Below are 22,484 nucleotides of genomic sequence, written 5' to 3' on the forward strand. Positions count from 1 at the left end.
TCCCTCCAATTGGTCGCAACTGCTGTTTAAATACTACAAAAGTGCACATCGTGACTGTCGGCCACTTGAGCGATCGGAGCGAGAACGGCGCTGGTACGCTGGCAGACGGCTGCTGACCCCGTGCGGGAGAGTCCACCGGTGACACACCGGCGGCGCCGAAGGAGCAAATCCTCCCCGGAATCTCTCAGGCCCCTGTACCGCACGGACGAGGTCACTCTGGAAAGCAGAGCGGGCGTCGGACGGCGTCCGCTCTCACCGACGGTGAAAGCCGACGCGCCTGCGTGCGCGCCGGTGAAGCTCTCAGGTTGAGATGACAGAGGGGGAGGCCGTCCGGGCATCCGCGCCGCGATGCCCCTCGCCGGTCGTGTCAGACCAGGAGGCCTCCTAAATGACCGCCAACCGCATTCCGCTCTCTCAGCTGGAGCAGGGCATCCCCTTCGAGCAGCGCCACATCGGGCCCGACGCCGAGGCCCAGGCAAAGATGCTGGCGCAGGTGGGGTACGGCTCGCTGGACGAGCTGACCGCCGCCGCGGTGCCCGATGTGATCAAGAGCGCGGAGGCGCTGAACCTCCCGGGCGCGCGCACCGAGGCCGATGTCCTCGCCGAACTGCGCACGCTGGCCGACCGCAATCAGGTGCTGGCGCCGATGATCGGCCTCGGCTACTACGGCACGTTCACGCCGCCGGTCATCCTGCGCAATGTCATGGAGAATCCGGCCTGGTACACGGCGTACACGCCCTACCAGCCGGAGATCTCCCAGGGCCGTCTCGAGGCGCTGCTCAACTTCCAGACGATGGTCGCCGATCTGACCGGTCTGCCCACCTCTGGCGCGTCGCTGCTCGACGAGGCCACCGCCGCGGCCGAGGCCATGTCGCTCGCCCGCCGCGTCGGCAAGGTCAAGAACGGCGTCTTCCTGGTCGACGCCGACGCCCTTCCGCAGACCCTCGCGGTGATCGAGACCCGCGCCGAACCGACCGGTGTCGAGGTCGTCACCGCCGACCTGAGCGAGGGCATCCCCGCCGAGATCGCCGAGCGCGGCGTCTTCGGCGTACTGCTCCAGTACCCGGGCGCCTCCGGTGCCGTCCGTGACCTCAAGCCCGTCATCGAGCAGGCGCACGAGCTGGGCGCGATCGTCACCGTCGCCGCCGATCTGCTGGCGCTGACCCTGCTCACCTCGCCGGGCGAGCTGGGCGCCGACATCGCGGTCGGCACCACGCAGCGGTTCGGCGTCCCGATGGGCTTCGGCGGACCGCACGCCGGCTACATGGCCGTGCGCGAGAAGTTCGCGCGCAGCCTGCCCGGCCGACTCGTCGGCGTCTCCGTCGACGCGGACGGCAACAAGGCCTACCGCCTCGCACTGCAGACCCGTGAGCAGCACATCCGCCGCGAGAAGGCCACCAGCAACATCTGCACCGCCCAGGTGCTGCTCGCCGTCATGGCCGGGATGTACGCGGTCTACCACGGCCCCCAGGGCCTGCGGTCGATCGCGCAGCGCACCCACCGCTTCGCGACGCTGCTCGCCGAGGGCCTGCGGTCCGGTGGCGTCGAGGTCGTGCACGGCTCGTACTTCGACACGCTCACCGCGCGGGTTCCCGGCAAGGCCGCCGACGTGCTCGCCGCCGCACGCGAGGGCGGGGTCAACCTCCACCTCGTCGACGCCGACACCGTCTCGATCTCCTGCGACGAGACCACGGGGCGCACGGAGCTGAACGTGGTCTGGGCCGCTTTCGGCCTCGAGGGCGACATCGAGGCGCTGGACGCGGCGACGGAGGACGCTCTGCCGCAGTCGCTGCTGCGGACGGACGACTACCTCACGCATCCCGTCTTCCACCAGCACCGTTCCGAGACGGCGATGTTGCGCTACCTGCGCAAGCTCGCTGACCGGGACTACGCGCTGGACCGCGGCATGATCCCGCTCGGCTCCTGCACCATGAAGCTGAACGCGACCACCGAGATGGAGCCGGTCACCTGGCCGGAGTTCGGGCAGATCCACCCCTTCGCCCCCGTCGAGCAGGCCGCCGGATACCTCACGCTCATCCATGAGCTGGAGGAGCGCCTCGCCGAGGTCACCGGGTACGACGCGGTCTCCATCCAGCCCAACGCCGGTTCGCAGGGCGAGCTCGCGGGCCTGCTGGCCGTGCGCGCGTACCACCGCGCCAACGGCGACGAGCAGCGCACCATCTGCCTCATCCCCTCCTCCGCGCACGGCACCAACGCCGCCAGCGCGGTCATGGCGGGCATGAAGGTCGTCGTGGTGAAGACCGCCGACGACGGCGAGGTGGACATCGCGGACCTGCGCGCCAAGATCGAGCAGTACCGCGACGAGCTCTCAGTTCTGATGATCACCTACCCGTCCACGCACGGTGTGTTCGAGGAGCACGTCGCCGACATCTGCGCCCAGGTCCACGAGGCCGGCGGCCAGGTGTACGTCGACGGCGCGAACCTCAACGCGCTGGTGGGTCTCGCCAAGCCGGGCAAGTTCGGCGGCGACGTCTCGCACCTCAACCTGCACAAGACCTTCTGCATCCCGCACGGCGGCGGCGGTCCGGGCGTGGGCCCGGTGGGTGTCCGCGCACACCTCGCGCCGTACCTCCCCAACCACCCGCTCCAGCCGACCGCGGGACCCGAGACGGGTGTGGGTCCGATCTCGGCCGCTCCGTGGGGCTCTGCGGGCATCCTGCCCATCTCCTGGGCGTACGTACGGCTCATGGGCGGCGAGGGCCTCAAGCGCGCGACGCAGGTCGCCGTGCTCGCGGCCAACTACATCGCCAAGCGCCTGGAGCCGCACTACCCCGTGCTCTACACGGGCCCGGCGGGCCTCGTCGCCCACGAGTGCATCGTGGACCTGCGGCCGCTGTCGAAGTCGACCGGTGTCAGTGTCGACGACATCGCCAAGCGGCTGATCGACTACGGCTTCCACGCGCCGACGATGTCCTTCCCGGTGGCCGGCACACTGATGATCGAGCCCACCGAGAGTGAAGACCTGACCGAGATCGACCGCTTCTGCGACACCATGATCGCGATCCGGGGCGAGATCGAGAGGCTCGCCTCGGGCGAGTGGCCCGCCGAGGACAACCCGCTCAGCAACGCCCCGCACACCGCGGCCGCGCTCGGCGGGGAGTGGGAGCACCCTTACAGCCGTGAGGAGGCGGTCTTCCCGGCCGGGGTGAGCGCCGCGGACAAGTACTGGCCGCCGGTGCGCCGGATCGACGGAGCGTTCGGAGACCGTAACCTCGTCTGTTCCTGCCCGCCGATGGACGAGTACGAGAACTGACGGACTGCGACCGGCGAACGGGGCCGGAGCGGCGGCGCGCATGCGTCAGGGCCGGTGCGGAGATGAGTCTCCGTGCCGGCCCCTCGTCGTAACGGACGGCTTTCGTCGCCCTACGGACGGCTCTAGGCGGCCGTCGTCACCTGCCGGTGCGGCGCGATGATCTGCCCGTCCGGCAGCAGCTCGCCGGTGTCCTCGAAGAGGAGGATGCCGTTGCACAGCAGGCTCCAGCCCTGCTCCGGGTGGTGCGCCACGAGACGCGCGGCTTCCCGGTCGGCTGAGTCGGATGTCGGGCAGGCTGGCTGGTGCTGGCACATGGCTGGGTTCTTTCGCTGCGGTGTGTCGACTGTGACTGTCCTGCGGCTCGATGAGGAGTTCATGGCCGCCCCCCGTATCTCTCGGTCCGATCCCAGTGTTGCCCCACGGGCGACAATCCGCAGGGATTTCGCGGCAGCTCTTCTTACTGGTTAATGACGTATCACCCGGGCGGACGGTTCAGTTCAACTCCATTGTCCTTTCGGGTGGTTAGGGGTGGCCGGTATGGGCTAGTCCACCCGGGGCAGAAATGCGCCCCGCGACCGGATGGTCACGGGGCGCGAAGAGGGTGTGAGCAGGGCGTCTGTGGGGGCGCTCCGCCGGCCGCGACGGTCAGGCGGGGGAGCCGAGCAGCGGGGCCGGAGTGAGGCGCAGAGTCATGACCGGGAGTAGATCGGAGACCTGGTGCGGCCGGTGCGCGGTGATGCCCGGAGGCGCCGGAGCCAGCGGTACCAGTACGTCCGTGGGGCGGGGTGTGCCGGTCCCGGCGTCGGCGTCGGTGTCACCGTGCAGCCAGAGGGTCAGCATGTAGAGCTCGGGGATGGACAGCAGCCGCGGCTGGAAGTGGGTCCCCATCGACTCGGCCTGCCGCAGCGCCCGCTCCGTGGAGCTCAGATAGGGGCCTTCGAAGAAATGCGAGAAGGTCCAGCCGTCGGGGGTGAGCATCGTCTCCGCCGCGGCCACGACGCGTTCGCCGCTGCGGATGAGGAAGCGCCAGCCCGTGAGGCGGGTGTAGGGGGCACTGCTGCTCGGGACGATCTGATCCAGTACATGGACGGGAAGTGGCAGTTCGGGGCTCACAGATCCCTGGACGGACCTCAGAGCGGGTGTGCGGGCCTCGCGGACGGCGGTCGGGGAACCGAGTGCTGCGAGGACGCTGCGGAGGGCAGGCGCGGGGGCCGGGGGGACATGCAGCGGCATGATGGGTCGCCTCTCACTTCGGAGACACGTTTGAGCAGGGGCAGGTGCGGACGGCACTGTCAGCGTGGCGGGGTCAGAGGGGGCCGGAAACCCCACCGGGCGCCAACTCTCTGCCTCGTTCGCGAAGTTTATACGACACGTGTTCTCGCCATGTTTCTGCTAGCGTTCCTGCGTATTTCCGGCAAGGCGGAATCAGGTCTATTTGTTGCGAAGTATCTGCCGATTCCTTGAAGGGGCAGAGCCACGGCCTGGGGTTCTAGTGTCAGCACGGTAGGCTGAAACCAGTCGGTGTTTTTCACCATGCATCGGGCAGCGGAAACTGCAAACTGCATCATGCCGAGGGAATGTGCCGCTCGGCCACTTCGCACACCCTACCGGCAGCGGACCGCGCATGGGGCGTTATGGATCAGTCAGTGTGGGCATTATCGACCGTGACGTGATCGGCTGGTGCTGCGTGGTGCCCACTCGAGGAGGGACGCTTCGATGGGGGAGAAGGTCGTGGCAGGCGGGTTTCACCTGTCCGATCGGCAAAAGTACCGGAGGAAGTTGCAGCAGTGCCTCGCGGGACTGGGGAGGCTGCTGGCCGAGAAGAGGTTCGACCGGCCCAAGAATCTCATGGGCCTTGAGATCGAGCTCAATCTCGCGGGTGCCGACGGGCTGCCACGGATGATGAATGCGGAAGTGCTCGAGCGAATCGCAAGCCAGGATTTCCAGACCGAGCTCGGAATGTTCAACCTGGAAGTAAATATTGTTCCGCACCGGTTGAGCGGGCGGGTTCTCGACCAGCTGGCAGAGGAGTTGCGCACCGGTCTCGGATACGCCCACCGAAAGGCTGTAGAACTCGGCGCGGGCATCGTCATGATCGGAATTCTTCCGACGCTCGCCCAGGACGACCTCGTCTCCGCGAACCTCTCGGACGTCGACCGGTACACACTTCTCAACGATCAGATCGTCGCGGCACGCGGCGAGGAATTCGCGCTCGACATCGAAGGCGTGGAGCGGCTGACCTGCACCTCGGCGTCCATAGCGCCCGAAGCCGCCTGTACGTCCGTGCAGTTGCACCTCCAGGTGACGCCCGCGAGATTCGCGGATGTGTGGAACGCCGCGCAGGCGGTGGCCGCCGTCCAGGTCGCCGTCGGCGCCAACTCCCCCTTCCTGTTCGGCAGGGAACTGTGGTGCGAGTCGCGGCCGCCCCTGTTCCAGCAGGCCACCGACACCCGACCGCCCGAACTGCAGGCTCAGGGGGTCCGGCCACGGACCTGGTTCGGCGAGCGCTGGGTGAGCTCGGCGTACGACCTCTTCGAGGAGAATCTGCGCTACTTTCCCGCCCTGCTGCCCATCTGCGACGAGGAGGAGGACCCGCTGCGGGTGCTCGACGAAGGCGGGGTCCCCAGGCTCCAGGAGCTCGTGCTGCACAACGGAACCGTCTACCGATGGAACCGCCCGGTGTACGGGGTCGTCGACGGCGTACCTCATCTGCGGGTCGAGAACCGCGTCCTCCCGGCCGGCCCCACGGTCACCGACGTGATCGCCAATGTCGCCTTCTACTACGGGCTGGTGCGCGCGCTCGCCGAGGAGGCCAGGCCGGTGTGGAGCAAACTGCCCTTCTCCGCCGCGGCCGAGAACTTCGACACCGCGTGCCGCCATGGCATCGAGACGGAACTCCAGTGGCCGCGCCCGGGCCGGGCGGGCGGCATCACCACGGTTCCGGCCGTCAAGCTCGTACGGGACGAACTGCTGCCGCTCGCCGCGGCAGGGCTCGACGCGTGGAACGTCGAGCCCGCCGACCGCGACTTCTACCTCGGCGTCATCGAGGAGCGGTGCAGGCGGCGCGTGAACGGGGCCACCTGGCAGGCAGACACGTATCACCGCGCGCTGGAGGCCGGTCTCGAACGGGAGGCCGCGCTCGCGGCCACCACCCGTCGCTACTGCGAGCTGATGCACCTGGGCGAGCCGGTGCACACCTGGCCGGTCGGCTTCCCCGGGTCCCGCTCCTGAGCGGACCCCGTCCTGGGCGGGCGCCTCACTGCTGGGCGGTCAACGTCCTGGGCGGTCCGCCTCCTCGGCGAGCCGACCCCTGGGCGGGACTCACTGCTGAGTCGCGGTGCGCCCCGTCTGCCCGACCGCCATGATCGCCTTCAGGATCACGCCCTGGATCTCCACGGGATCGCTGACCTGGTAACCGGCGCCGCCCGTCGCCTTGGCGATCTCGTCGACCTCCGCCTGATCGGCGTCGGGGCCGACCGCGATCGCGATCAGGGGCACCGGACGATCGGGGTCGGTGAGCTCCTTGAGCCGGGAGATCAGCTCACTGCGGGAGATGCTGAAGCGGTCCTGGTTGGAGCCGTCCGTGAGCAGGACGAGGGCGTTGAACTTGCCCTTCGCATAGGTCGCCCGGGCCTCCTTGTAGGCGGCGAGCGTCGTGTCGTACAGACCGGTCGCGCCGTCCGGGACGGGAGTGAGCGCCTTGAATGCCTTGGCGAGCCGGGCACGCTGGGTGCCCTCGCCCTTGGCGGGGGCATCGAGCCGGGCCGTCGGCACGAGCTTGCGGTAGTCGTTCGGGCCGTCGAGGCCGGTCGCGAACTCCCACAGCCCGATCTCGTCCTGCGGTGTGAACTGGCCGAGTGCCTGCAGCAGGGACGCCTTGGTGACATCGAGCCGGCTCTCCGGTTCACGGCCCGGCACAGGCTGCTGCATGGATCCCGAGACATCGACGACCGTGGTGAGACGGGCGCTCTGCACGGTGATGGTCCACGTGCCCAGCGTCTCCTGCAGGGCGTCCGTCGGCAGCGGCTGGGCCATGGCCGCGGACGGGGCGTAGGGCTGCGGCACACGGCCGCCGGCGATGCGCACGACCGACTCCTCGAACGTGCCGTCGGCGGCGCGGAAGCCGTGCACCGCCAGGGTCCGCCGGGACTCCGTCTCACTCAGCAACCCCAAGAAGCGCGTGGCGGCCCGGCCCTCGTCGGTGCTCAGCCGGCTCTCGTCGACCAGGTTGTACGGATAGTCCAGCTGGGGCGCGCCGTCCTTGGGATAGAAGAGGTCGAGGTCGCGTGCGCTGTCGCGGGTGGCTGAGTTGTACGCGAATGCGGCCTGCTCGGAGAGATACACGGCCTGGTTGCTCCGGGGGGCGCTGCCACCCTTGCCGGATTCACCGGGCGCCAGGGTGCCCACCACCTTGGCGTCCGCGTCCGAGACACGCTGCGACAGGAGTTTGGCGGTGGCGGCGACCTTGGTGTCGGCATCCGGGCCGCCCGCCTTCCCCACGGACTGGGCGACGCTGGTGAGCGCAAGCAGCCCGGTCGCGCTGCGGTACGGGTCGGCGGAGCCGAGGCGCACCCTGTCCGTCGCGGTGGCGGCCTGCGTCAGCTGTGCCCAGGTGTACGTCCTTTTGGGCCAGCCGAGGGCGGAGCCCGTCGAGTGAACCGTGGCCAGGGCGACGGGGGAGACGGCGACATTGCCGGCCGGTGTGAGCGGGACCCTCTCCGTGAGCGCTTTGGCGCGCTCGGCCCAGACGGTGGAGTCGGGCAGCCACACCTCGTAGCCGGGCTCGGCCCTGCCCGCGGCGAGTTCCTGGGTGACCTGGTTGTTCTCGCGCGCGGTGACGCGTACGTCCATGCACTGGCCGTCGGATCGGATCCGCTCTTTGCGGGCGCGGTCGGCGACCTCGCGCACGGCGGGCGCTATGTCGGGCGAGGCGACGATGTCCAGGTGTACCGCGGAGTCCTCGCACGACGTGGCGAAGGAGAGCAGACCGCTCTGTGCCGCGATGCCCGCCCCCGCCGCAACGGCGAGAACGAGCATCGTGGCGATGGCGGTCGTGCGCCTGCGTACGCGTGGACGGGACCTGCCTCCGTCCCTCGCCTCGCCGTCGGGCAAGCTGTGACGTCCCATGCGGTGGTGCCCCTCTTCGAGCGATGAGCAAGGAAAAGGGGACCGCGTCATCTCGATGACGCTTGTCCCCCGGCCTGTCGCGCGCGATCTTCGTACCTGTATTCGAGACCCTAGCGGGGCGAGGATGGGGATGAGACGGGATTACTCAACTGGAGGCAGGTGTGCAGGCGGAGGCGGGACGCGTGGCTGATTCTCTTCCTCAAGAGGGCATGTCGCGAAGGATCTTGCGGTCCGAGACACTGCTCGTGCTGGCGCTCTCACTGGGTGCGAGCGCGGTGTCGGCGCTGATCAGCTTTGTCGGATCGCTGACGAAACCGGGCAGCCTGAAGCAGCAGGCGGCGACGCTGAACGGGTCGTTCGCCCCGGGGCGGCCATGGCTCGATCTCGCCTGGCAGCTCTTCGACATCGCGACGGCTCTGGTGCCTGTTCTGCTCGTCGCGCATTTCCTGTTCCGGGAAGGCGCCGGGCTGCGGTCGATCGGCTTCGACCGGAGCAGGCCATGGAGCGATCTCGGGCGCGGCGCACTCGTCGCGGCGGGGATCGGGGGAGCCGGGCTGGCCTTCTATCTGGCGACGCGAGCCCTCGGGTTCAACCTCACGGTGGTGCCCGAGTCGCTGCCGGAGGTCTGGTGGAAGTACCCGGTACTGATTCTCTCGGCGATCCAGAACTCCGTACTGGAGGAAGTGATCGTCGTCGGATATCTGCTCCGCAGGCTGGGGCAGTTGGGCTGGAGCCCGATGGCCGCGCTGGTGGCGAGCTCGGTGCTGCGCGGCTCGTACCACCTCTACCAGGGCGTCGGCGGGTTCGTCGGCAACATGGTGATGGGCGTGCTGTTCGTGCTGCTCTACCGGCGGTGGGGGCGGGTCGGGCCGCTGGTGGCGGCGCATGCGCTGCTCGACATCGTGGCCTTCGTCGGATACGGGCTGCTGGCGGGCAAGGTGGGGTGGCTGCCCACGCCGTGAGCGAGGTGCGGAGCTGGGGCGTACGGCCGATGCGTACGCCCCATCGAGATGTGCGCTCGCGGATCAGGGTGCGGAGAGCAGCTCGCCGTCGATGACGGTGACGGCATGGCCGGTCAGCCGGGTGCGCTCGCCGCGCACGGAGGTACGGACCAGGCCGGTACGGGCGGATGCCTGCAGCCCGGTCAGCTCGGTGCGCCCCAGCCGGGCCGACCAGAACGGCGCGAGTGCCGTGTGGGCACTGCCGGTCACCGGGTCCTCGTCGATGCCGACCCGCGGGAAGAAACAGCGCGAGGCGAAGTGATAGCCGTTCGCCGGGTCCGCGGCGGCCGCCGTGGCGATGATGCCGCGCTCCGAGTGGTCGACCAGGGCACGGATGTCCGGGGTCAGTGAGCGCACGGCCTGCTCGTCGGCCAGCTCGACGAGCAGATCGCCGATGTCCGGGCCCGTGTCGTGCGCCGAGAGAACGTCGGCGCCGAGCGCCTCGGCGACTCCGTCCGGGATCTTCAGCTGCGTGAGCGTCGCGGTGGGGAAGTCGAGCGTGATCGTGCCGCTCGGGTCGGCGGTGGCGGACAGGATGCCGCAGCGTGCCGCGAAGCGCACCGTGCCCGTGGCGGCGCCGGTGGTGTGCAGCACATGGGCCGTGGCCAGCGTGGCGTGGCCGCACATGTCGACCTCGGTGGCAGGTGTGAACCAGCGCAGCGCCCAGTCCGCATCGCCGCCTGCCGGGAGCGGGTGGGCGAAGGCCGTCTCGGCGTGGTTCACCTCCCTGGCCACGTACTGAAGCCAGGTGTCGTCGGGGAACCGGTCGGAGTCCAGCAGGAGGACTCCGGCGGGGTTGCCGGTGAAGGGACGGTCGGTGAAGGCGTCGACGATTCGAATCCGCATCCCGCGACCGTAGAGGCGCCACGAAGCCGCAGGCCAAGGCCAATTCGAAGTTGCTGGACCGATTGGGTGTTGCCAGCCGACACATTCCGATATATCGTTGACGCATCGCGACAGATCAACGATGGAAGGAGCGTAGCGATGCGTTCACATGGACAGGGACACGAACACGGTCAGGGACATGGGCACTGCGGGCCCGGCCATCAGGGTCGGGGCGACTTCGAGGGGCGGCGCGCGGCGTTCGGTTCGTTCGGGCCGCCGTTCGGCGGTCCCTTCGGGGGCGGACGCGGTCGCGGGGGCGGTCGGGGAAGGGCGCGGCGCGGAGATGTGCGTGCCTCGATCCTGGCGCTGCTGAAGGACCGGCCGATGCACGGTTACGAGATGATCCAGGAGATCGGCGAGCGCAGCGGAGGGGCCTGGCGGCCCAGCCCGGGCTCGGTCTACCCGACGCTCCAGTTGCTCGAGGACGAAGGCCTGATCACCAACGAGACCGAGGGCGGCAAGAAGCTGTTCACGCTCACCGATGCCGGGCGCACCGAGGCCGAGTCGGGGCCGGAGGCCCCGTGGGAAGAGGCCGGGCGCGGGGTCGACTGGGACACGGTCAACGAGATCCGTCAGGCCGGGTTCGGTCTGATGGAGGCTTTCGGCCAGGTCTGGAAGACCGGCAGTACCGAGCAGCGGCAGAAGGCCGTCGCCGTCATCAACGAAGCCCGTAAGAAGCTCTATCTGATCCTTGCCGACGAGCACTGACTCACGGCGCGAGAAGGGCCCCGTGCGCGAGCGCGGGGCCCTTCCCGTGTGTTCTGTGGTCTCGCCTGTTGTCCTTCGGGCGTCAGGTGACCAGCCCGCCCAGCTTGCGCAGCGACTCGTTGAGCGCGGCCGTCGCCGAGTCCTTCAGCTTGCCCGCCATCAGCGACACGGCGGCGCCGGTGAACTCCCCGTCGATGCGCACCTGTGTGGCGTTCCCGTCCGGCGTGAGCGTGTAGCGGTTGCCGACGCTGACGCCCATCGGTCCCTTGCCCTTGATTCCCAGCACCCGGCCGGCCTCGAACTCGTCCACGGTCCAGGCGACTTCGGCCGGGAATCCCATGAGCTTCATGTTCTCGTCGTAGGTGGCTCCCAGCTCCAGAGTCTGCGGCCCGCCCTTGGGGAAGCTGGTGTGGGTGGCGTTCCACTGGCCGTAGCTGGTGAAGTCGGTCAGCTGGGCCCAGACCTTCTCGGCCGGCGCCTCGATCCGGGCTTCGGCACTGACTTCGGCCATACGACCACCCCTCCATGTCGGATTACGGTGTCGCGGAACGTAGCCGGACCTGCCCGAACATTCAATACTGATGAACAGTCAGATCTGCATCGGGCAAGGCGGCGCGCACCCTTGGGGGAGAAGTGTCTCGATCTCATCCGTGAGGAGGAGAAACCGGTCGCCCGTGCCCAACCTCCGTGGGATGTGCAAATGGGCCCCGGCGAGGACGCCCGGGCACTTCGGAGCTGATGGGGTGGGAGATGTGCACAGCCCTACCCCGCGGGTGCCTCGGCAGCCCGCCGCCATCCGTACGGGCATCGATCCCCGGCTCACCGCGGAGCTGGTTTCGGTGGTCGCCGGTGCGCGCCGCAGGGCCCTGCGTGACGGCGACCGTCAGATCGACACGGCGCATCTGCTGCACTCACTGATCGAGTCGGACCCCGAGGTGCGGACGGCACTTGGCGGCGGGCCGCAGGTCGCGCGCGTCCTCGGCTATCTCGTACAGCGCAGCATCGGATACGGCCTGCGCTGGCAGGGCTCGGTGGAGGACTCGGGCACCCTTGCCGTCGTACGCGAGACGGACGGCGAACTGTCGGGGTGGTCGCCCGCGGCCGCCGCCGCGATGGAGGGCGCACTGCAGCGGGCCGAGCTGCGCGGCCGGGCGCGGGCCGCCGGCATCGATCTGCTCGCCTGCCTCGCCGCGGATCCGGAGTGCCGGGCCGTGGAGGTGCTCGCGCGGGCCGGGGTGGACGCGGCGGTTCTGAGCGGGCGGATGGCGGCCGGCTGACCGCCGGACACCGGCACCGGGGCGCGGCGTCTCGACATGCGTCACGGGGGTGACGGTCCTGTCGTGCGCTGTCATGATGTCCCGATGCAGGCGTCTGAGGGAAGAAACGCCGGCCTGGGACTCGCCCTGGGCTCGGCGTTCGCGTTCGGTGGATCGGGTGTCGCGGCCAAGCCGCTGATCGAAGCGGGTCTCGACCCGCTGCATGTGGTGTGGCTGCGCGTGGCCGGATCCGCGCTCGTCATGCTGCCGGTGGCCTGGCGCCACCGTGACCTCGTGCTGCGCAGGCCCGCGCTGCTCGTCGGCTTCGGGCTGCTCGCCGTCGCTGGCGTACAGGCCTGCTATTTCGCGGCGATCTCCCGGATCCCGGTCGGAGTCGCGCTCCTCATCGAATATCTCGCGCCCGCGCTCGTCCTGGGATGGGTGCGCTTTGTCCAGCGCAGGCCGGTCACCAGGGCCGCCGCCCTCGGCGTCGTTCTCGCCGTCGCCGGTCTCGCGTGCGTTGTCGAGGTGTGGTCGGGGGTCGGCTTCGACGTGGTCGGGCTGCTGCTGGCGCTGGCCGCCGCGTGCTGCCAGGTCGGCTACTTCGTCCTGTCCGACCACGGCGGGGACGGTGACGACGCGGCCGACCCGATGGGCGTCATCGCGTACGGACTGCTCATCGGCGCGGCTGTGCTGACGCTGGTGGCGCGGCCGTGGGGGATGGACTTCTCGCTCCTCGGCGCGAGCGCGGACATGGGCGGCACGCAGGTGCCCGCGGCGCTGCTCCTCGGCTGGATCGTCCTGATCGCCACGGTGCTCGCGTACGTCACCGGGGTCGTGTCGGTGCGCAGGCTCTCGCCGCAGGTGGCCGGCGTCGTGGCCTGCCTGGAGGCGGTCATCGCGACCGTGCTGGCGTGGGTGCTGCTGCGGGAGCATCTCTCGGCGCCGCAGATATTCGGCGGTGCGGTGGTGCTGGTGGGGGCGTTCATCGCGCAGTCACAGGCTCCGAAGGCGCCGTCGGGGCCGGTCGCGGGGGGTGGGCCCATCGAGTCCGCAGTCCCCGGGGGACAGTTGTCGGCCCCGCACGCCGCACCGTAGGGTGCCGGTCATGCATTCGACCGTACTTCCGCCGCCTGCCGCCTAGCGCGGGCGGCCTGCCGTTGACGAAGACCGGGCTCGGGGTGTCCCCGAGCGGTTCGTCGCTGCCCGCGTGACGGAGCCGAGCGACCAGCCATCCCGTTCTTCACACGGAGAAGTCACGTGTCGAAAATTTCCTCAACTCCTGCTGTCGGCGTGCCCGCACATGTGCGGGCACCGCTGCCGACTCCTGTGCCCGTCGGGCGGAGTCTCCTCTATCTGATCTTCGCCGGAGTCGCCTGGGGGACCGCGGGCGCGGCTGCCTCGCTGGTCTTCCAGGTGAGCGATCTCGGTCCTCTCGCGCTGTCGTTCTGGCGCTGCGCCGGGGGCTTGGTGCTGCTGCTGGGCGCGCTGGCGCTGCGTGCGCGGACTGCGGCTGCCGTGCGCCGTGCCGCGGCCGGTGAACCGCGGCGTCGTCGGCTGCTGCGGATCGTGGCCACGGGCATCGGCCTCACCGTCTTCCAGAGCGCCTACTTCGCGGCCGTCGAGGCGACCGGGCTCGCTGTCGGCACGGTCGTCACACTGGGCGCGGGCCCCGTGCTGATCGCGGTGGGTGCGCGGCTGACGATGGGCGAGCGGTTCGGGCGCGGCGGTGTCGTCGCGGTCACGGGGGCACTGGCCGGCCTGTCCGTGCTCGTGCTCGGCGGCGAGGGCGGGACGGTACGGCCGGTGGGTGTAGCCCTCGCGCTGCTCTCCGCAGCCGGATACGCGGCGATCACCCTGCTGACGCGGTGGCTCGGACGTGGCGGGAGCGGTGGCGACTCGCTGTCGACGACGGCCTGGGCGTTCGCGATCGGAGCGGTCGGGCTGCTGCCGATGGCGCTGGGGGAGGGGCTGCTGCCGCACACCGAGGAACTGGGGCGTGTTCTGTGGCTGCTGGCCTATGTGGCGGCGGTGCCGACGGCGTTTGCGTACGCCCTCTACTTCGCCGGGGCGGCGGTGGTGCGGGCCGCGACGGTCTCGGTGATCATGTTGCTCGAGCCGGTGAGCGCGGCGGTCATCGCGGTGACGGTGCTGGACGAGCGGCTGACGGGGGCGACGGTGGCCGGGACCTCGCTGCTGCTGGCGGCGGTGGCTGGGCTGGCGGTGGCGGAGACGCGGGTGGGGCGGCGGTAGGGGCCCGGGGTGGGGGCGGGGCGCCCCCGCCCCGCGGGCTGAGGGGTCAGCTCCGCGTCAGGTAGGCCGGTACGCCGATCGACTCGTCCAGGTCCGCCGCCGGGATCGGGGTTCCCCGGTGCGTGGTCACGGGCACCACTCCGGTCCAGTACGGGAGCGTCGCGTCCTCCGGGTCGTCGTTCGGGCCACCCGTGCGGAGCTTGGCCGAGACCTCCGTAAGGTCCAGGCGCAGGACCGCGGTCGCCGCCAGCTCCTTGGGGTTGGCCGGGCGCGAGTCGAGCGAGCGGCCCGGGATCACGTGGTCCACCAGGGCGTCCAGGGCCGTGCGCTTCTCGTCGGGGTCCGTGACCGGGTGGGCCGTGCCGTGGACGACGACCGAGCGGTAGTTGATCGAGTGGTGGAAGGCCGAGCGGGCCAGGACCAGCCCGTCGACATGGGTGACCGTCAGGCATACGGCGAGGCCCGGGTCCGGTTCGCCCGCCATGCGGAGGGGGCGTGAGCCCGTCGAGCCGTGGAGGTAGAGGTGGTCGTCGACGCGGGCGTACAGCGTCGGCAGAACGACCGGCGCGCCGTCGCGGACGAAACCTAGGTGGCAGACATACGCCTCGTCCAGTATCGAGTGGACCTGCTCGCGGTCGTACGCCGCACGCTCCTTGGCGCGCGTCGGGACGGTGCGGTCGGTCGGCTCGTATGCGTCCGGCATTGCCTTCTCCATTGCACTAGTGCATAATCTCGTTTGTGCTAGGAGACTATCGGATCGTAGGGCGCCGCGCATCGGAGATTGCCGCCAGCGTCGAGCGCGGGGTCGGCACGGGTGACCTGGAGCCGGGACAACTGCTGCCGCCCATGCGGGAGTTGGCGACCGAGCTCGGCGTCAACCCGAATACCGTCGCGTCCGCGTACCGGACCCTGCGCGAGCGCGGGGTGATCGAGACAGCCGGACGCAAGGGCAGCCGGGTGCGGCCCCGCCCGGCCGGCACCGCCCGCGGCACCATCGGCGTCGAAGCGCCCCCCGGCGTGCGGGACCTCGGCGAGGGAAACCCGGACCCCGCGCTGCTGCCCCCGCTGCATGAGGCGCTGGCCGCCGCGGCCCGGCGCAATGCCCAGGAGCCGGGCCTGTACGGACAGGCCCCCGTCGACGCGGAGTTCGGGCGTCTCGCCCGTGCGGGGATGGATGCCGACGGGGTGCCCGACGGGCCGGTCGCCGTCACGTCGGGGTCGCTGGACGCCATCGAGCGTGTACTCGCCGCCCACCTCAAGCCCGGTGACGCCGTCGCCGTGGAGGACCCCGGCTGGGGGAGCCTGCTGGATCTGGTGTCGGCGCTGGGACTGAAGCCCGTGCCGGTGGCGCTCGACGACGACGGGCCGCTGCCGGGCGAGGTGCGCAAGGCGCTCGCCGGCGGAGCCAGGGCGCTCATCGTCACCGACCGCGCCCAGAACCCCACCGGCGCCGCCGTGAGCAAGGCCCGCGCGCGTGAACTGCGCGCGGTGCTCGCCCAGTTCCCCCACACTCTGCTCATCGAGGACGACCACGGGCACGCCATCGTCGATCTGCCGCTGCACCCCCTCGCGGGGCCGACGGACAGCTGGGCACTCGTCCGCTCCACGGCCAAGGCGTACGGCCCGGATCTGCGCGTAGCCGTTCTCACCGGCGACGCCGTCACCGTCGACCGCGTGATGGGCCGGCAGGGGCTCGGGCCCGGCTGGGTCAGCAGGCTGCTGCAGCGCGCGGTCGTCCAGCTGTGGACGTCCGGTGCGGTGGATCCCCGTGAGGTCGCCCGCTCCTACGGACTGCGCCGCGACGCGCTCGTCCAGGCTCTCGCCGAGCGCGGTATCGAGGCCCACGGCCGCAGCGGCATGAATGTCTGGGTGCCTGTGTCCGACGAGACCGGAGCCGTGACGCGGCTGCTGCGCGCGGGCTGGGCGGTCGCGCCGGGAGCGCGCTTCAGGATGTCCTCGCCGCCCGGCGTACGGCTCACCGTCTCGGGCCTGGCGACGGACGAGATCGGGCAGGTCGCCGACGCGGTCGCCGCGGCGGCCGGCCCGGCACCCGCGCGCAGCTACGGCTGAGCCGCCGCGCGCACCTTCGGCCTGCTCTGGCTCAGCGCCGCGCCCGCCAGGACGATCAGCGCGCCGACCGGAGTGTTCCAGCCGAGCTGCTCGTCCAGCACCGCGACGCCCGCCGCCGTCGCGATGACCGGAATGAAGTACGTGACCATCTGCGCGGTCGTCGGACCGACCTCCGCGACCAGGCCGTACTGCATGAGCAGCGCGAAGCCCGTTCCCAGCGCGCCGAGCGCGATCACCGCCAGCAGGGGGACGAGCGGGAAGGAGGTCGGCAGTGTGGTGAACATTGGTGTGACGACGGCGAGTTGAACCGTGGCGAGCAGCAGCTGCGCACCGGTCAGCGAGAGGTTGGAATGGCTGCTGCCGGCGAGTGTGCGCCGCACATAGATCCAGCCGATCGGATAGCTCAGCGAGGCGAGAAGCGCCATCGCCGTCCCGCCGAAGTCGAGCCCCGAGAAGCCCTGCCAGGCACCGAGCACCGTCAGCACGCCGAGGAAGCCGATACCGAGCCCGGCGACCCGGCGGCGGGTGGGCCGGTCCTCGGAGAGGGCGACCATCGACAGGGCCATGCCCCACAGCGGCGAGGTGGCGTTGCAGATCCCCGCGAGCGTCGAGGGGATCGTCAGCTCGGAGTAGGCGAAGAGTGAGAACGGCAGCGCGTTGAGCAGGAAGGCGGCCACCGCGAGGTGCATCCAGGTGCGGATTCCGCGCGGCAGCCGGTCCCGACGGACCGCCATCGCGACGGCCAGCACCGCCGTACCGAAGAAGAGCCGCCCGAAGGTCACTTGAAAGGGGGCGTACGCGCCGGTGCCGACCTTGATGAGGAGAAAGCTGAAGCCCCAGACGGTGGAGAGCACCGCGAACCGGATGCGCCAGTCGAGGCCGCGGCGGCGTGCGGAGCCGGTAGGGGTGTGGGTGGGTGCCGAAGAGATTCTGGAGGGGGCAGCGGTGCTCATGGCGTCAACGATCCCGTCCCTGATCTCGTAGGACAAGCGAGAATTGTTTGGAGCCTTCGATTAGCATTGCTTACATGTTGAATCTGGAGCGCCTTCGAACACTCGACGCGCTGGCCCGCCACGGCTCGGTCAGCGGCGCGGCCGACGGGCTGCATGTGACGACCTCGGCCGTCTCCCAGCAGATGGCGAAGCTGGAGCGGGAGGTGGGCCAGCAACTGCTCGCGAAGAACGGACGCGGAGTCCGGCTCACCGACGCCGGTCAGCTGCTCGCCGACCACGCCGCGCGCATCCTTTCCCAGGTCGAGCTCGCCCAGTCCGACATCGAGGCACAGCGCGGACAGGTCGTCGGCGAGGTGCGGATCGGGGCGTTTCCGACAGCCGCCCGCGGGCTCTTTCCTGCCGCCTTGACCGCGCTGCGCTCTGCTCACCCCGAACTGCGCGTGCACTCACGCGAGGTGGAGCCCGAGCAGGCGATCAGGGAGGTGGTCAGGGGCGACCTCGACCTTGCCGTGGTCCTCGACTGGAGCAACAAACGACTGCCCATGCCCGGCGGGCTCGCCCAGGCTCATCTGCTCGACGACATCCCCGATGTCGCCATGCCCGCGGATCATCCGCTGGCGGACCGGACCGAGGTGGATCTGGAGGAGTTCGCGGAGGACGAGTGGGTGTCCTGGCCGGAAGGCGAATTCTGTTACGAGTGGCTGATGTTCACGCTGCGCTCGAAGGGCTTCGAGCCGCGGATCGCGCACATGGCGGAGGAGCACCACACACAGCTGGCGCTCATCGAGGCGGGGCTCGGGGTGTGCGTGACGCCGAGGCTGGGGCGGGGCTGGGTGCCCGAGAGGGTGCGGCTGGTACCCGTACGGCAGCGGATGCTCAGGCACATCTACGCGGTGTGGCGGGCGGACGCCGACCGCCGACCGTCGATCAGGGCGGCGGTCGCGGCGCTGCGCGAGGCGGGCGCCCGGGAGGATGCGGACGGCTGACAGCGTCTCCGGCGTCTCAGCTACCCGACAGCTTTCTGAAGTCCCACGACGCGATCGCGTCGGGAGTCAGCCGCAGCCACGCATGCCTGCCGTCGTGCGGCATCTCGTCGAGGCCGAAGTTCTTCCGCGCGAACAGGCTTTCCGGTACGTCCAGTTCGGGGCACGGCTCACCGCTGCGCGGTGCCTCGCCGACGAAGACGGCCGTGCCGGAAAGCTCGACGCCGCGCAGCTCCCCGTACTCCTCACCGTCGTCGATCACGACCGCGATCCGTGGATCGGCCCGCAGTTCGGTCCAGCGGCGGCTGCGGGTGATGGAGTACAGCCACAGCGAGCTCCCGTCCCAGGCGAACCACAGAGCGCTGACATGCGGACGGCCGTCCGCGGACACGGTGGCCACCCGGCAGGTGCGCTGCCCGGCCAGGAACTCGTCCAGCTCGCCGGGCGTCATCATGATGCGACGGCCCCGGCGCTGTGTGACGGCCATGCGCGGCCCCTCCCTCGTAGCTGACCAATGCAACTGACAGTGTGTCAGAAATCATGGAGGCTCTTCCGTCCTCGCGCAATGGCGGTTACTGTCGCGCGCCCGGTCCCAGCCCTATGAGGGGGAAGCTGTGGTGTCCTTGGAACAGCTCGCGGAGCAGCTCGACCCGGCCACCACCGTCCTGCTCACCGTCGAGTGCCAGCAAGGTGTCGTCGGTGTGGACAGCGCGCTGCCCGAACTCGCCGAGCAGGCCAGGTCGTCCGGCGCGCTCCACCGGGTCGCCCGGCTGGTCGCCGGGGCTCATGAGACGGGCGTCCAGGTGCTCCATGCGGTCGCCGAGCGGCGTCCCGACGGGCGCGGCGCCAGCAACAACGCCCGGCTGTTCCGCGCCGCCGCCCGGCTGCCCGTACAGCAGCACCCCGGTACGACTGCCGTCCGTATCGCGCCTCCGATAGAGGTGGCGGACGAGGATCTCGTCGTACGGCGGCTGCACGGCCTGTCACCGATCGCGGGCACGGATGTCGACGCACTGCTGCGCAATCTCGGCTGCCGCACGCTCGTCGTCACCGGGGTCTCGGCGAATGTCGCCATCCCCAACGCCGTCTTCGACGCGGTCAACCTCGGCTATACGGCGGTGGTTCCGCAGGACGCCATCGCGGGGGTGCCCGCCGACTACACCCCCGCGATGGTCCGTAACACGCTCGCGCTGGTCGCAACGGTCACCACGACCGACGACGTCCTGTCCTGCTGGAAACGGCCCCGCCCCGCTACGCGAGCTTGATCGAGCCGCCGTCGACGGTGATCGAGGCCGCGGGCAGCGGTTTGGTGGCGGGCCCCTTGGTGACGCTGCCGTCCGCCGCGCTGAACTGGCTCCCGTGACAAGGGCAGTTGATGGTGCCGTTCGAGATGTCCTTCACCGCGCAGCCCGCGTGGGTGCACTTGGACGAGAACGCCTTGAACTCTCCGGGTTTCGGCTGGGTGACAACCACATCGCCGATGACCTTGCCCCCGCCCTCGGGAATGTCCGCGATCTTGGCGATCTCCTTGCCGCCCCCGGCGCCCGCCCCGCCCGCCGGCTTGTCGGCCACCGACGTACTGCCGTCGTCCGAGCTGCCGCACGCGGTCAGCGCGACGGCGAGACCGGCCCCGCCCGCCGCGGCGACGACGGCACGGCGTGTCATGTTCCGCGCAGAACCCTGCGATCCGGTCATGATGGCTCCCTCTCAACGGTCCCTGTCCGGCCCCCGCGCAACGGCCGGTTCTTGATGGTGTACGAGTGGGCGGCGCGGCACGTTCAGATACTCGGGGAATTCAAGGATTTCTTCAGAAAGGCCGTCTCGAGCAGCATCAGGTTGGCGGCCTGGTCCTCCTGAGTGACCAGATGGGTGGCTCCCGAGAGCGGCAGAACCGTATGCGGGCGGCCGGCCGCGAGCAGCGCCGACGAGAAGCGCAGCATGTGTGCGAAGACCACGTTGTCGTCGGCGACGCCGTGCACCAGCAGCAGCGGGCGGGTCAGCTTGTGGGCGTACGGGACGAGCGAGCTGCGTTCGTAGTTCTCGGGCTGCACGTCCGGGTGGCCGAGGAACCGCTCTTCCCAGTGCGTGTCGTAGAGCCTGCGGTCGGTGGGGGCGGCGCCCGCGACCGCGGCGTGAAAGATCTCCGGATGGTGCAGCACCGCGCCCGCCGCCAGATAGCCGCCATAGGACCAGCCGCGGATCGCCACCGCGTCCAGGTCCAGATCCGGATGGCGCGAGGCCGCCTCGTGCAGCGCGTCGATCTGGTCCTCGAGTACGGGCCTAAGCCGGTCGCCCTGAATCGCCTTCGCCCAGGCGCGGCCCCGGCCGGGGGTGCCGCGGCCGTCCGTGACAAGCACGGCGAAACCCTGCTCGGCGAACCACTGCGACACGGCCGACCACCAACCGCGCCCATGCACCACCAACTGGATGCCGGCTCCTGAGTACGGGTTGAGGAGCAAGGGCAGCTTTCCCGAACCCGGCTCGTGCCACGAGGGCAGGAAGAGCTGGCTGCGCAGTTCACGCTCCCCGAGTGTGAGAAACACCGGCCGGGGCGTGACCAGTGGCTTCTCGGCGAGCACGGCGATCTGCCCGACGGGCTTGCCGCTCTGCAGCACGGTCACCGTCTGCCCCTCGTCCGTCCCGCTGTCCAGGACGACGGTGTCGCCTCCGACGTGGGCGGTGTGGACGCCGGGTCCCTCGCTGACCCGGACGAAGCCCGCGTCCGGGTCGTGGGACCAGACATGGATCTCGGTCGGATCCTCGCTCGCGGTGAAGAAGACGCGCTCGCCGACCGTGCCGACAACTTCGCGGACCTCAAGTCCGTCCGGGGTGAAGGCGTCCCCGATCCGCAGCCCGTGCGTGTCCGAGCAGCACCAGGGGATCACGGGGGTGCCCGAGGGGAGGCGGACCGGAGTGCCCGGCATCAGATCCACCCATGCCCGATCGTGGGCGCGATGCTGCGCCTTGGTCGCCCCGGTCGCGGGGTCCACGGCCAGGACGTACACCGAGCGCTGGTCGCGGGTCTGCACGGAGATCAGCGGGCCGTGGCCGTCCCAGCTCGCCGCCGTGACGTACTCGAAGGTCGGGTCGGTCCACCGAGAGGCGACGTGCTGCTCGCCCGCCGCCTCAGGGACCTCGACCGCCACCATCTCCGGTCCTTCGAGGCGCACGATGTGCATCGACACCTCGGCGTTCGCCGTCCCCGCCGCCGGATACGGCAGCGATACCGGCGGTTTCTCCGGATTCGCCGGGTCCGCGATGTACCAGCGCCGCACCGGTGAGGTGTCCACTCGGGCGACCAGCAGCGCGTCCCCGTCCGGCGACCACCAGTGCCCGCGCGTCCGGTGGATCGACTCGGCCGACACATGGTCGCAGAGCCCGTAGGTCACCTCGGGACCCTCGGGCGCGGCCAGCAGCCGGTCGTCGCTGCCGTCGGCCCGTACGACATGGAGCGCGCCCCCACAGACGTACGCGATCCGGTCCCCGTCCGGCGAAGGCCGCGGATCGAACGCCGGGCCCGCGGTGGCGATTGACCGCGGGGCGCCGCCGTCCGTCCGTACGGTCCACAGCTCGCCGCCCAGCGCGAAGGCCACCATCAGGGCCGCGCTGTCAGTCGCGTACGACACCAGACCCGAGGAGGTCTCCCTGGCGCGCTCCCGCCGGACCTTCTCCGCCTCTGGCACATCCGCTTCGACGCCGAGCGTGAGGGGGTCGGCGAGTAAGCGCTCCTGTCCGTCGACGTACAGCCACAGCCTGCTGACGCGGTCCTGTCCGCCCGTGCTGCGTACGAACAGCACGCGCGAGCCGTCGGGCGAGACGGTGAAGTGCCGCGGCACACCGAGCGAGAAACGCCGGGTGCGGGCGTACTGCCGGGGGAAGTCCTGGGTATCCATGAGGTCTTGCGTGTCGTCGGCCATGGGGCATCGTTGGCATGTTCGCGCAGGCCATGACAAGTGAATTCCGAGCGATCACCC

General features: G+C 70.2%; 20 protein-coding genes and 1 riboswitch. Of the genes, 10 read left to right on the plus strand and 10 right to left on the minus strand.

What is annotated here, in order from left to right; genetic code table 11:
• The first annotated feature begins 113 nt into the window (after positions 1–113).
• Positions 114–210: riboswitch (glycine riboswitch) on the plus strand.
• 178 nt (positions 211–388) lie between these two features.
• Positions 389–3,274 carry an aminomethyl-transferring glycine dehydrogenase gene (gene gcvP, locus OHA61_RS33615; protein ID WP_406306177.1) on the plus strand — a complete coding sequence of 962 codons (2,886 nt, stop codon included), beginning with the start codon at positions 389–391 and terminating at the stop codon, positions 3,272–3,274.
• A gap of 122 nt (positions 3,275–3,396) precedes the next feature.
• Here the strand turns inward: gcvP and OHA61_RS33620 are convergent, their stop codons facing one another.
• Complete coding sequence (locus OHA61_RS33620; protein WP_324975735.1) at positions 3,397–3,588, minus strand: DUF5999 family protein; 192 nt, start codon at positions 3,586–3,588, stop codon at positions 3,397–3,399.
• Between the two features lie 331 nt (positions 3,589–3,919).
• The gene (locus OHA61_RS33625) at positions 3,920–4,507 is read right to left on the minus strand and encodes a hypothetical protein (protein WP_406306178.1); all 588 of its coding nucleotides are present in this window, start codon (positions 4,505–4,507) and stop codon (positions 3,920–3,922) included.
• 483 nt (positions 4,508–4,990) lie between these two features.
• Here OHA61_RS33625 and OHA61_RS33630 point away from each other — a divergent pair, with 483 nt between their 5' ends.
• Complete coding sequence (locus tag OHA61_RS33630; protein WP_406306179.1) at positions 4,991–6,505, plus strand: glutamate-cysteine ligase family protein; 1,515 nt, start codon at positions 4,991–4,993, stop codon at positions 6,503–6,505.
• A gap of 90 nt (positions 6,506–6,595) precedes the next feature.
• Here OHA61_RS33630 and OHA61_RS33635 read toward each other — a convergent pair whose 3' ends face one another.
• Positions 6,596–8,401, minus strand: coding sequence for a hypothetical protein (locus OHA61_RS33635; RefSeq protein ID WP_406306180.1), 1,806 nt, complete (start codon positions 8,399–8,401; stop codon positions 6,596–6,598).
• A 161-nt stretch (positions 8,402–8,562) separates the two neighbouring features.
• Here OHA61_RS33635 and OHA61_RS33640 point away from each other — a divergent pair, with 161 nt between their 5' ends.
• Positions 8,563–9,363: a CPBP family intramembrane glutamic endopeptidase gene (locus OHA61_RS33640; protein ID WP_324975725.1), complete on the plus strand. Its 801-nt coding sequence runs from the start codon at positions 8,563–8,565 to the stop codon at positions 9,361–9,363.
• A gap of 63 nt (positions 9,364–9,426) precedes the next feature.
• Here OHA61_RS33640 and OHA61_RS33645 read toward each other — a convergent pair whose 3' ends face one another.
• Entirely contained in the window at positions 9,427–10,248 is an 822-nt protein-coding gene (locus OHA61_RS33645; protein ID WP_406306181.1) for a PhzF family phenazine biosynthesis protein, read from the minus strand.
• A gap of 138 nt (positions 10,249–10,386) precedes the next feature.
• Between OHA61_RS33645 and OHA61_RS33650 the strand changes: the two genes are divergently transcribed.
• Entirely contained in the window at positions 10,387–10,995 is a 609-nt protein-coding gene (locus OHA61_RS33650; protein ID WP_324975720.1) for a PadR family transcriptional regulator, read from the plus strand.
• Positions 10,996–11,077: 82 nt separating this feature from the next.
• Here the strand turns inward: OHA61_RS33650 and OHA61_RS33655 are convergent, their stop codons facing one another.
• Positions 11,078–11,506 (minus strand): SRPBCC family protein, encoded by a 429-nt coding sequence (locus OHA61_RS33655; RefSeq protein ID WP_266488483.1) that lies wholly within the window; start codon positions 11,504–11,506, stop codon positions 11,078–11,080.
• Between the two features lie 241 nt (positions 11,507–11,747).
• On the opposite strand from OHA61_RS33655, the gene OHA61_RS33660 reads away from it, so the two are divergent.
• The 3 genes from OHA61_RS33660 (at position 11,748) to OHA61_RS33670 (ending at position 14,504) form a co-directional block, all read left to right on the plus strand.
• Positions 11,748–12,272, plus strand: a complete 525-nt coding sequence (locus tag OHA61_RS33660) for a Clp protease N-terminal domain-containing protein (RefSeq protein ID WP_406306182.1) — start codon at positions 11,748–11,750, stop codon at positions 12,270–12,272.
• Between the two features lie 84 nt (positions 12,273–12,356).
• A complete protein-coding gene (locus OHA61_RS33665; protein WP_406306183.1) occupies positions 12,357–13,349 on the plus strand; it encodes an EamA family transporter in 993 nt (330 codons plus the stop codon).
• Positions 13,350–13,520: 171 nt separating this feature from the next.
• On the plus strand, positions 13,521–14,504 hold the full coding sequence (locus OHA61_RS33670) for a DMT family transporter (protein WP_406307572.1): 984 nt from the start codon (positions 13,521–13,523) through the stop codon (positions 14,502–14,504).
• Between the two features lie 46 nt (positions 14,505–14,550).
• Here OHA61_RS33670 and OHA61_RS33675 read toward each other — a convergent pair whose 3' ends face one another.
• Positions 14,551–15,219: a pyridoxamine 5'-phosphate oxidase family protein gene (locus OHA61_RS33675; RefSeq protein WP_406306184.1), complete on the minus strand. Its 669-nt coding sequence runs from the start codon at positions 15,217–15,219 to the stop codon at positions 14,551–14,553.
• Between the two features lie 23 nt (positions 15,220–15,242).
• Here OHA61_RS33675 and OHA61_RS33680 point away from each other — a divergent pair, with 23 nt between their 5' ends.
• Positions 15,243–16,574 (plus strand): aminotransferase class I/II-fold pyridoxal phosphate-dependent enzyme, encoded by a 1,332-nt coding sequence (locus OHA61_RS33680; RefSeq protein WP_406306185.1) that lies wholly within the window; start codon positions 15,243–15,245, stop codon positions 16,572–16,574.
• Here the strand turns inward: OHA61_RS33680 and OHA61_RS33685 are convergent.
• On the minus strand, positions 16,565–17,527 hold the full coding sequence (locus OHA61_RS33685; RefSeq protein WP_406306186.1) for a DMT family transporter: 963 nt from the start codon (positions 17,525–17,527) through the stop codon (positions 16,565–16,567). The genes OHA61_RS33680 and OHA61_RS33685 overlap by 10 nt on opposite strands.
• Before the next feature lie 74 nt (positions 17,528–17,601).
• Here OHA61_RS33685 and OHA61_RS33690 point away from each other — a divergent pair, with 74 nt between their 5' ends.
• Complete coding sequence (locus tag OHA61_RS33690; RefSeq protein WP_406306187.1) at positions 17,602–18,513, plus strand: LysR family transcriptional regulator; 912 nt, start codon at positions 17,602–17,604, stop codon at positions 18,511–18,513.
• A 16-nt stretch (positions 18,514–18,529) separates the two neighbouring features.
• Here OHA61_RS33690 and OHA61_RS33695 read toward each other — a convergent pair whose 3' ends face one another.
• The gene (locus OHA61_RS33695) at positions 18,530–18,997 is read right to left on the minus strand and encodes a pyridoxamine 5'-phosphate oxidase family protein (RefSeq protein ID WP_406306188.1); all 468 of its coding nucleotides are present in this window, start codon (positions 18,995–18,997) and stop codon (positions 18,530–18,532) included.
• A gap of 127 nt (positions 18,998–19,124) precedes the next feature.
• On the opposite strand from OHA61_RS33695, the gene OHA61_RS33700 reads away from it, so the two are divergent.
• Positions 19,125–19,775 (plus strand): cysteine hydrolase, encoded by a 651-nt coding sequence (locus OHA61_RS33700; protein ID WP_406306189.1) that lies wholly within the window; start codon positions 19,125–19,127, stop codon positions 19,773–19,775.
• Here OHA61_RS33700 and OHA61_RS33705 read toward each other — a convergent pair.
• Together OHA61_RS33705 and OHA61_RS33710 are read right to left on the minus strand one after the other, a co-directional pair.
• Positions 19,762–20,205, minus strand: coding sequence for a Rieske (2Fe-2S) protein (locus OHA61_RS33705; protein WP_324975694.1), 444 nt, complete (start codon positions 20,203–20,205; stop codon positions 19,762–19,764). The two genes, OHA61_RS33700 and OHA61_RS33705, sit on opposite strands and share 14 nt — an antisense overlap.
• Positions 20,206–20,288: 83 nt before the next feature.
• The gene (locus OHA61_RS33710) at positions 20,289–22,427 is read right to left on the minus strand and encodes a prolyl oligopeptidase family serine peptidase (protein ID WP_406306190.1); all 2,139 of its coding nucleotides are present in this window, start codon (positions 22,425–22,427) and stop codon (positions 20,289–20,291) included.
• Positions 22,428–22,484 lie beyond the last annotated feature (57 nt).

Source organism: Streptomyces sp. NBC_00885, from assembly GCF_045207475.1.
In the GTDB taxonomy this organism is placed as follows: domain Bacteria; phylum Actinomycetota; class Actinomycetes; order Streptomycetales; family Streptomycetaceae; genus Streptomyces.

What these genes read in the sequence shown, in the direction of transcription:
- gcvP (WP_406306177.1), top strand. Translation starts at nt 389, where the DNA reads ATGACCGCCAACCGCATTCCGCTCTCTCAGCTGGAGCAGGGCATCCCC.
- OHA61_RS33620 (WP_324975735.1), bottom strand. Translation starts at nt 3,588, where the DNA reads ATGTGCCAGCACCAGCCAGCCTGCCCGACATCCGACTCAGCCGACCGG.
- OHA61_RS33625 (WP_406306178.1), bottom strand. Translation starts at nt 4,507, where the DNA reads ATGCCGCTGCATGTCCCCCCGGCCCCCGCGCCTGCCCTCCGCAGCGTC.
- OHA61_RS33630 (WP_406306179.1), top strand. Translation starts at nt 4,991, where the DNA reads ATGGGGGAGAAGGTCGTGGCAGGCGGGTTTCACCTGTCCGATCGGCAA.
- OHA61_RS33635 (WP_406306180.1), bottom strand. Translation starts at nt 8,401, where the DNA reads ATGGGACGTCACAGCTTGCCCGACGGCGAGGCGAGGGACGGAGGCAGG.
- OHA61_RS33645 (WP_406306181.1), bottom strand. Translation starts at nt 10,248, where the DNA reads ATGCGGATTCGAATCGTCGACGCCTTCACCGACCGTCCCTTCACCGGC.
- OHA61_RS33650 (WP_324975720.1), top strand. Translation starts at nt 10,387, where the DNA reads ATGCGTTCACATGGACAGGGACACGAACACGGTCAGGGACATGGGCAC.
- OHA61_RS33655 (WP_266488483.1), bottom strand. Translation starts at nt 11,506, where the DNA reads ATGGCCGAAGTCAGTGCCGAAGCCCGGATCGAGGCGCCGGCCGAGAAG.
- OHA61_RS33665 (WP_406306183.1), top strand. Translation starts at nt 12,357, where the DNA reads ATGCAGGCGTCTGAGGGAAGAAACGCCGGCCTGGGACTCGCCCTGGGC.
- OHA61_RS33675 (WP_406306184.1), bottom strand. Translation starts at nt 15,219, where the DNA reads ATGGAGAAGGCAATGCCGGACGCATACGAGCCGACCGACCGCACCGTC.
- OHA61_RS33685 (WP_406306186.1), bottom strand. Translation starts at nt 17,527, where the DNA reads ATGAGCACCGCTGCCCCCTCCAGAATCTCTTCGGCACCCACCCACACC.
- OHA61_RS33690 (WP_406306187.1), top strand. Translation starts at nt 17,602, where the DNA reads ATGTTGAATCTGGAGCGCCTTCGAACACTCGACGCGCTGGCCCGCCAC.
- OHA61_RS33695 (WP_406306188.1), bottom strand. Translation starts at nt 18,997, where the DNA reads ATGGCCGTCACACAGCGCCGGGGCCGTCGCATCATGATGACGCCCGGC.
- OHA61_RS33705 (WP_324975694.1), bottom strand. Translation starts at nt 20,205, where the DNA reads ATGACCGGATCGCAGGGTTCTGCGCGGAACATGACACGCCGTGCCGTC.
- OHA61_RS33710 (WP_406306190.1), bottom strand. Translation starts at nt 22,427, where the DNA reads ATGGCCGACGACACGCAAGACCTCATGGATACCCAGGACTTCCCCCGG.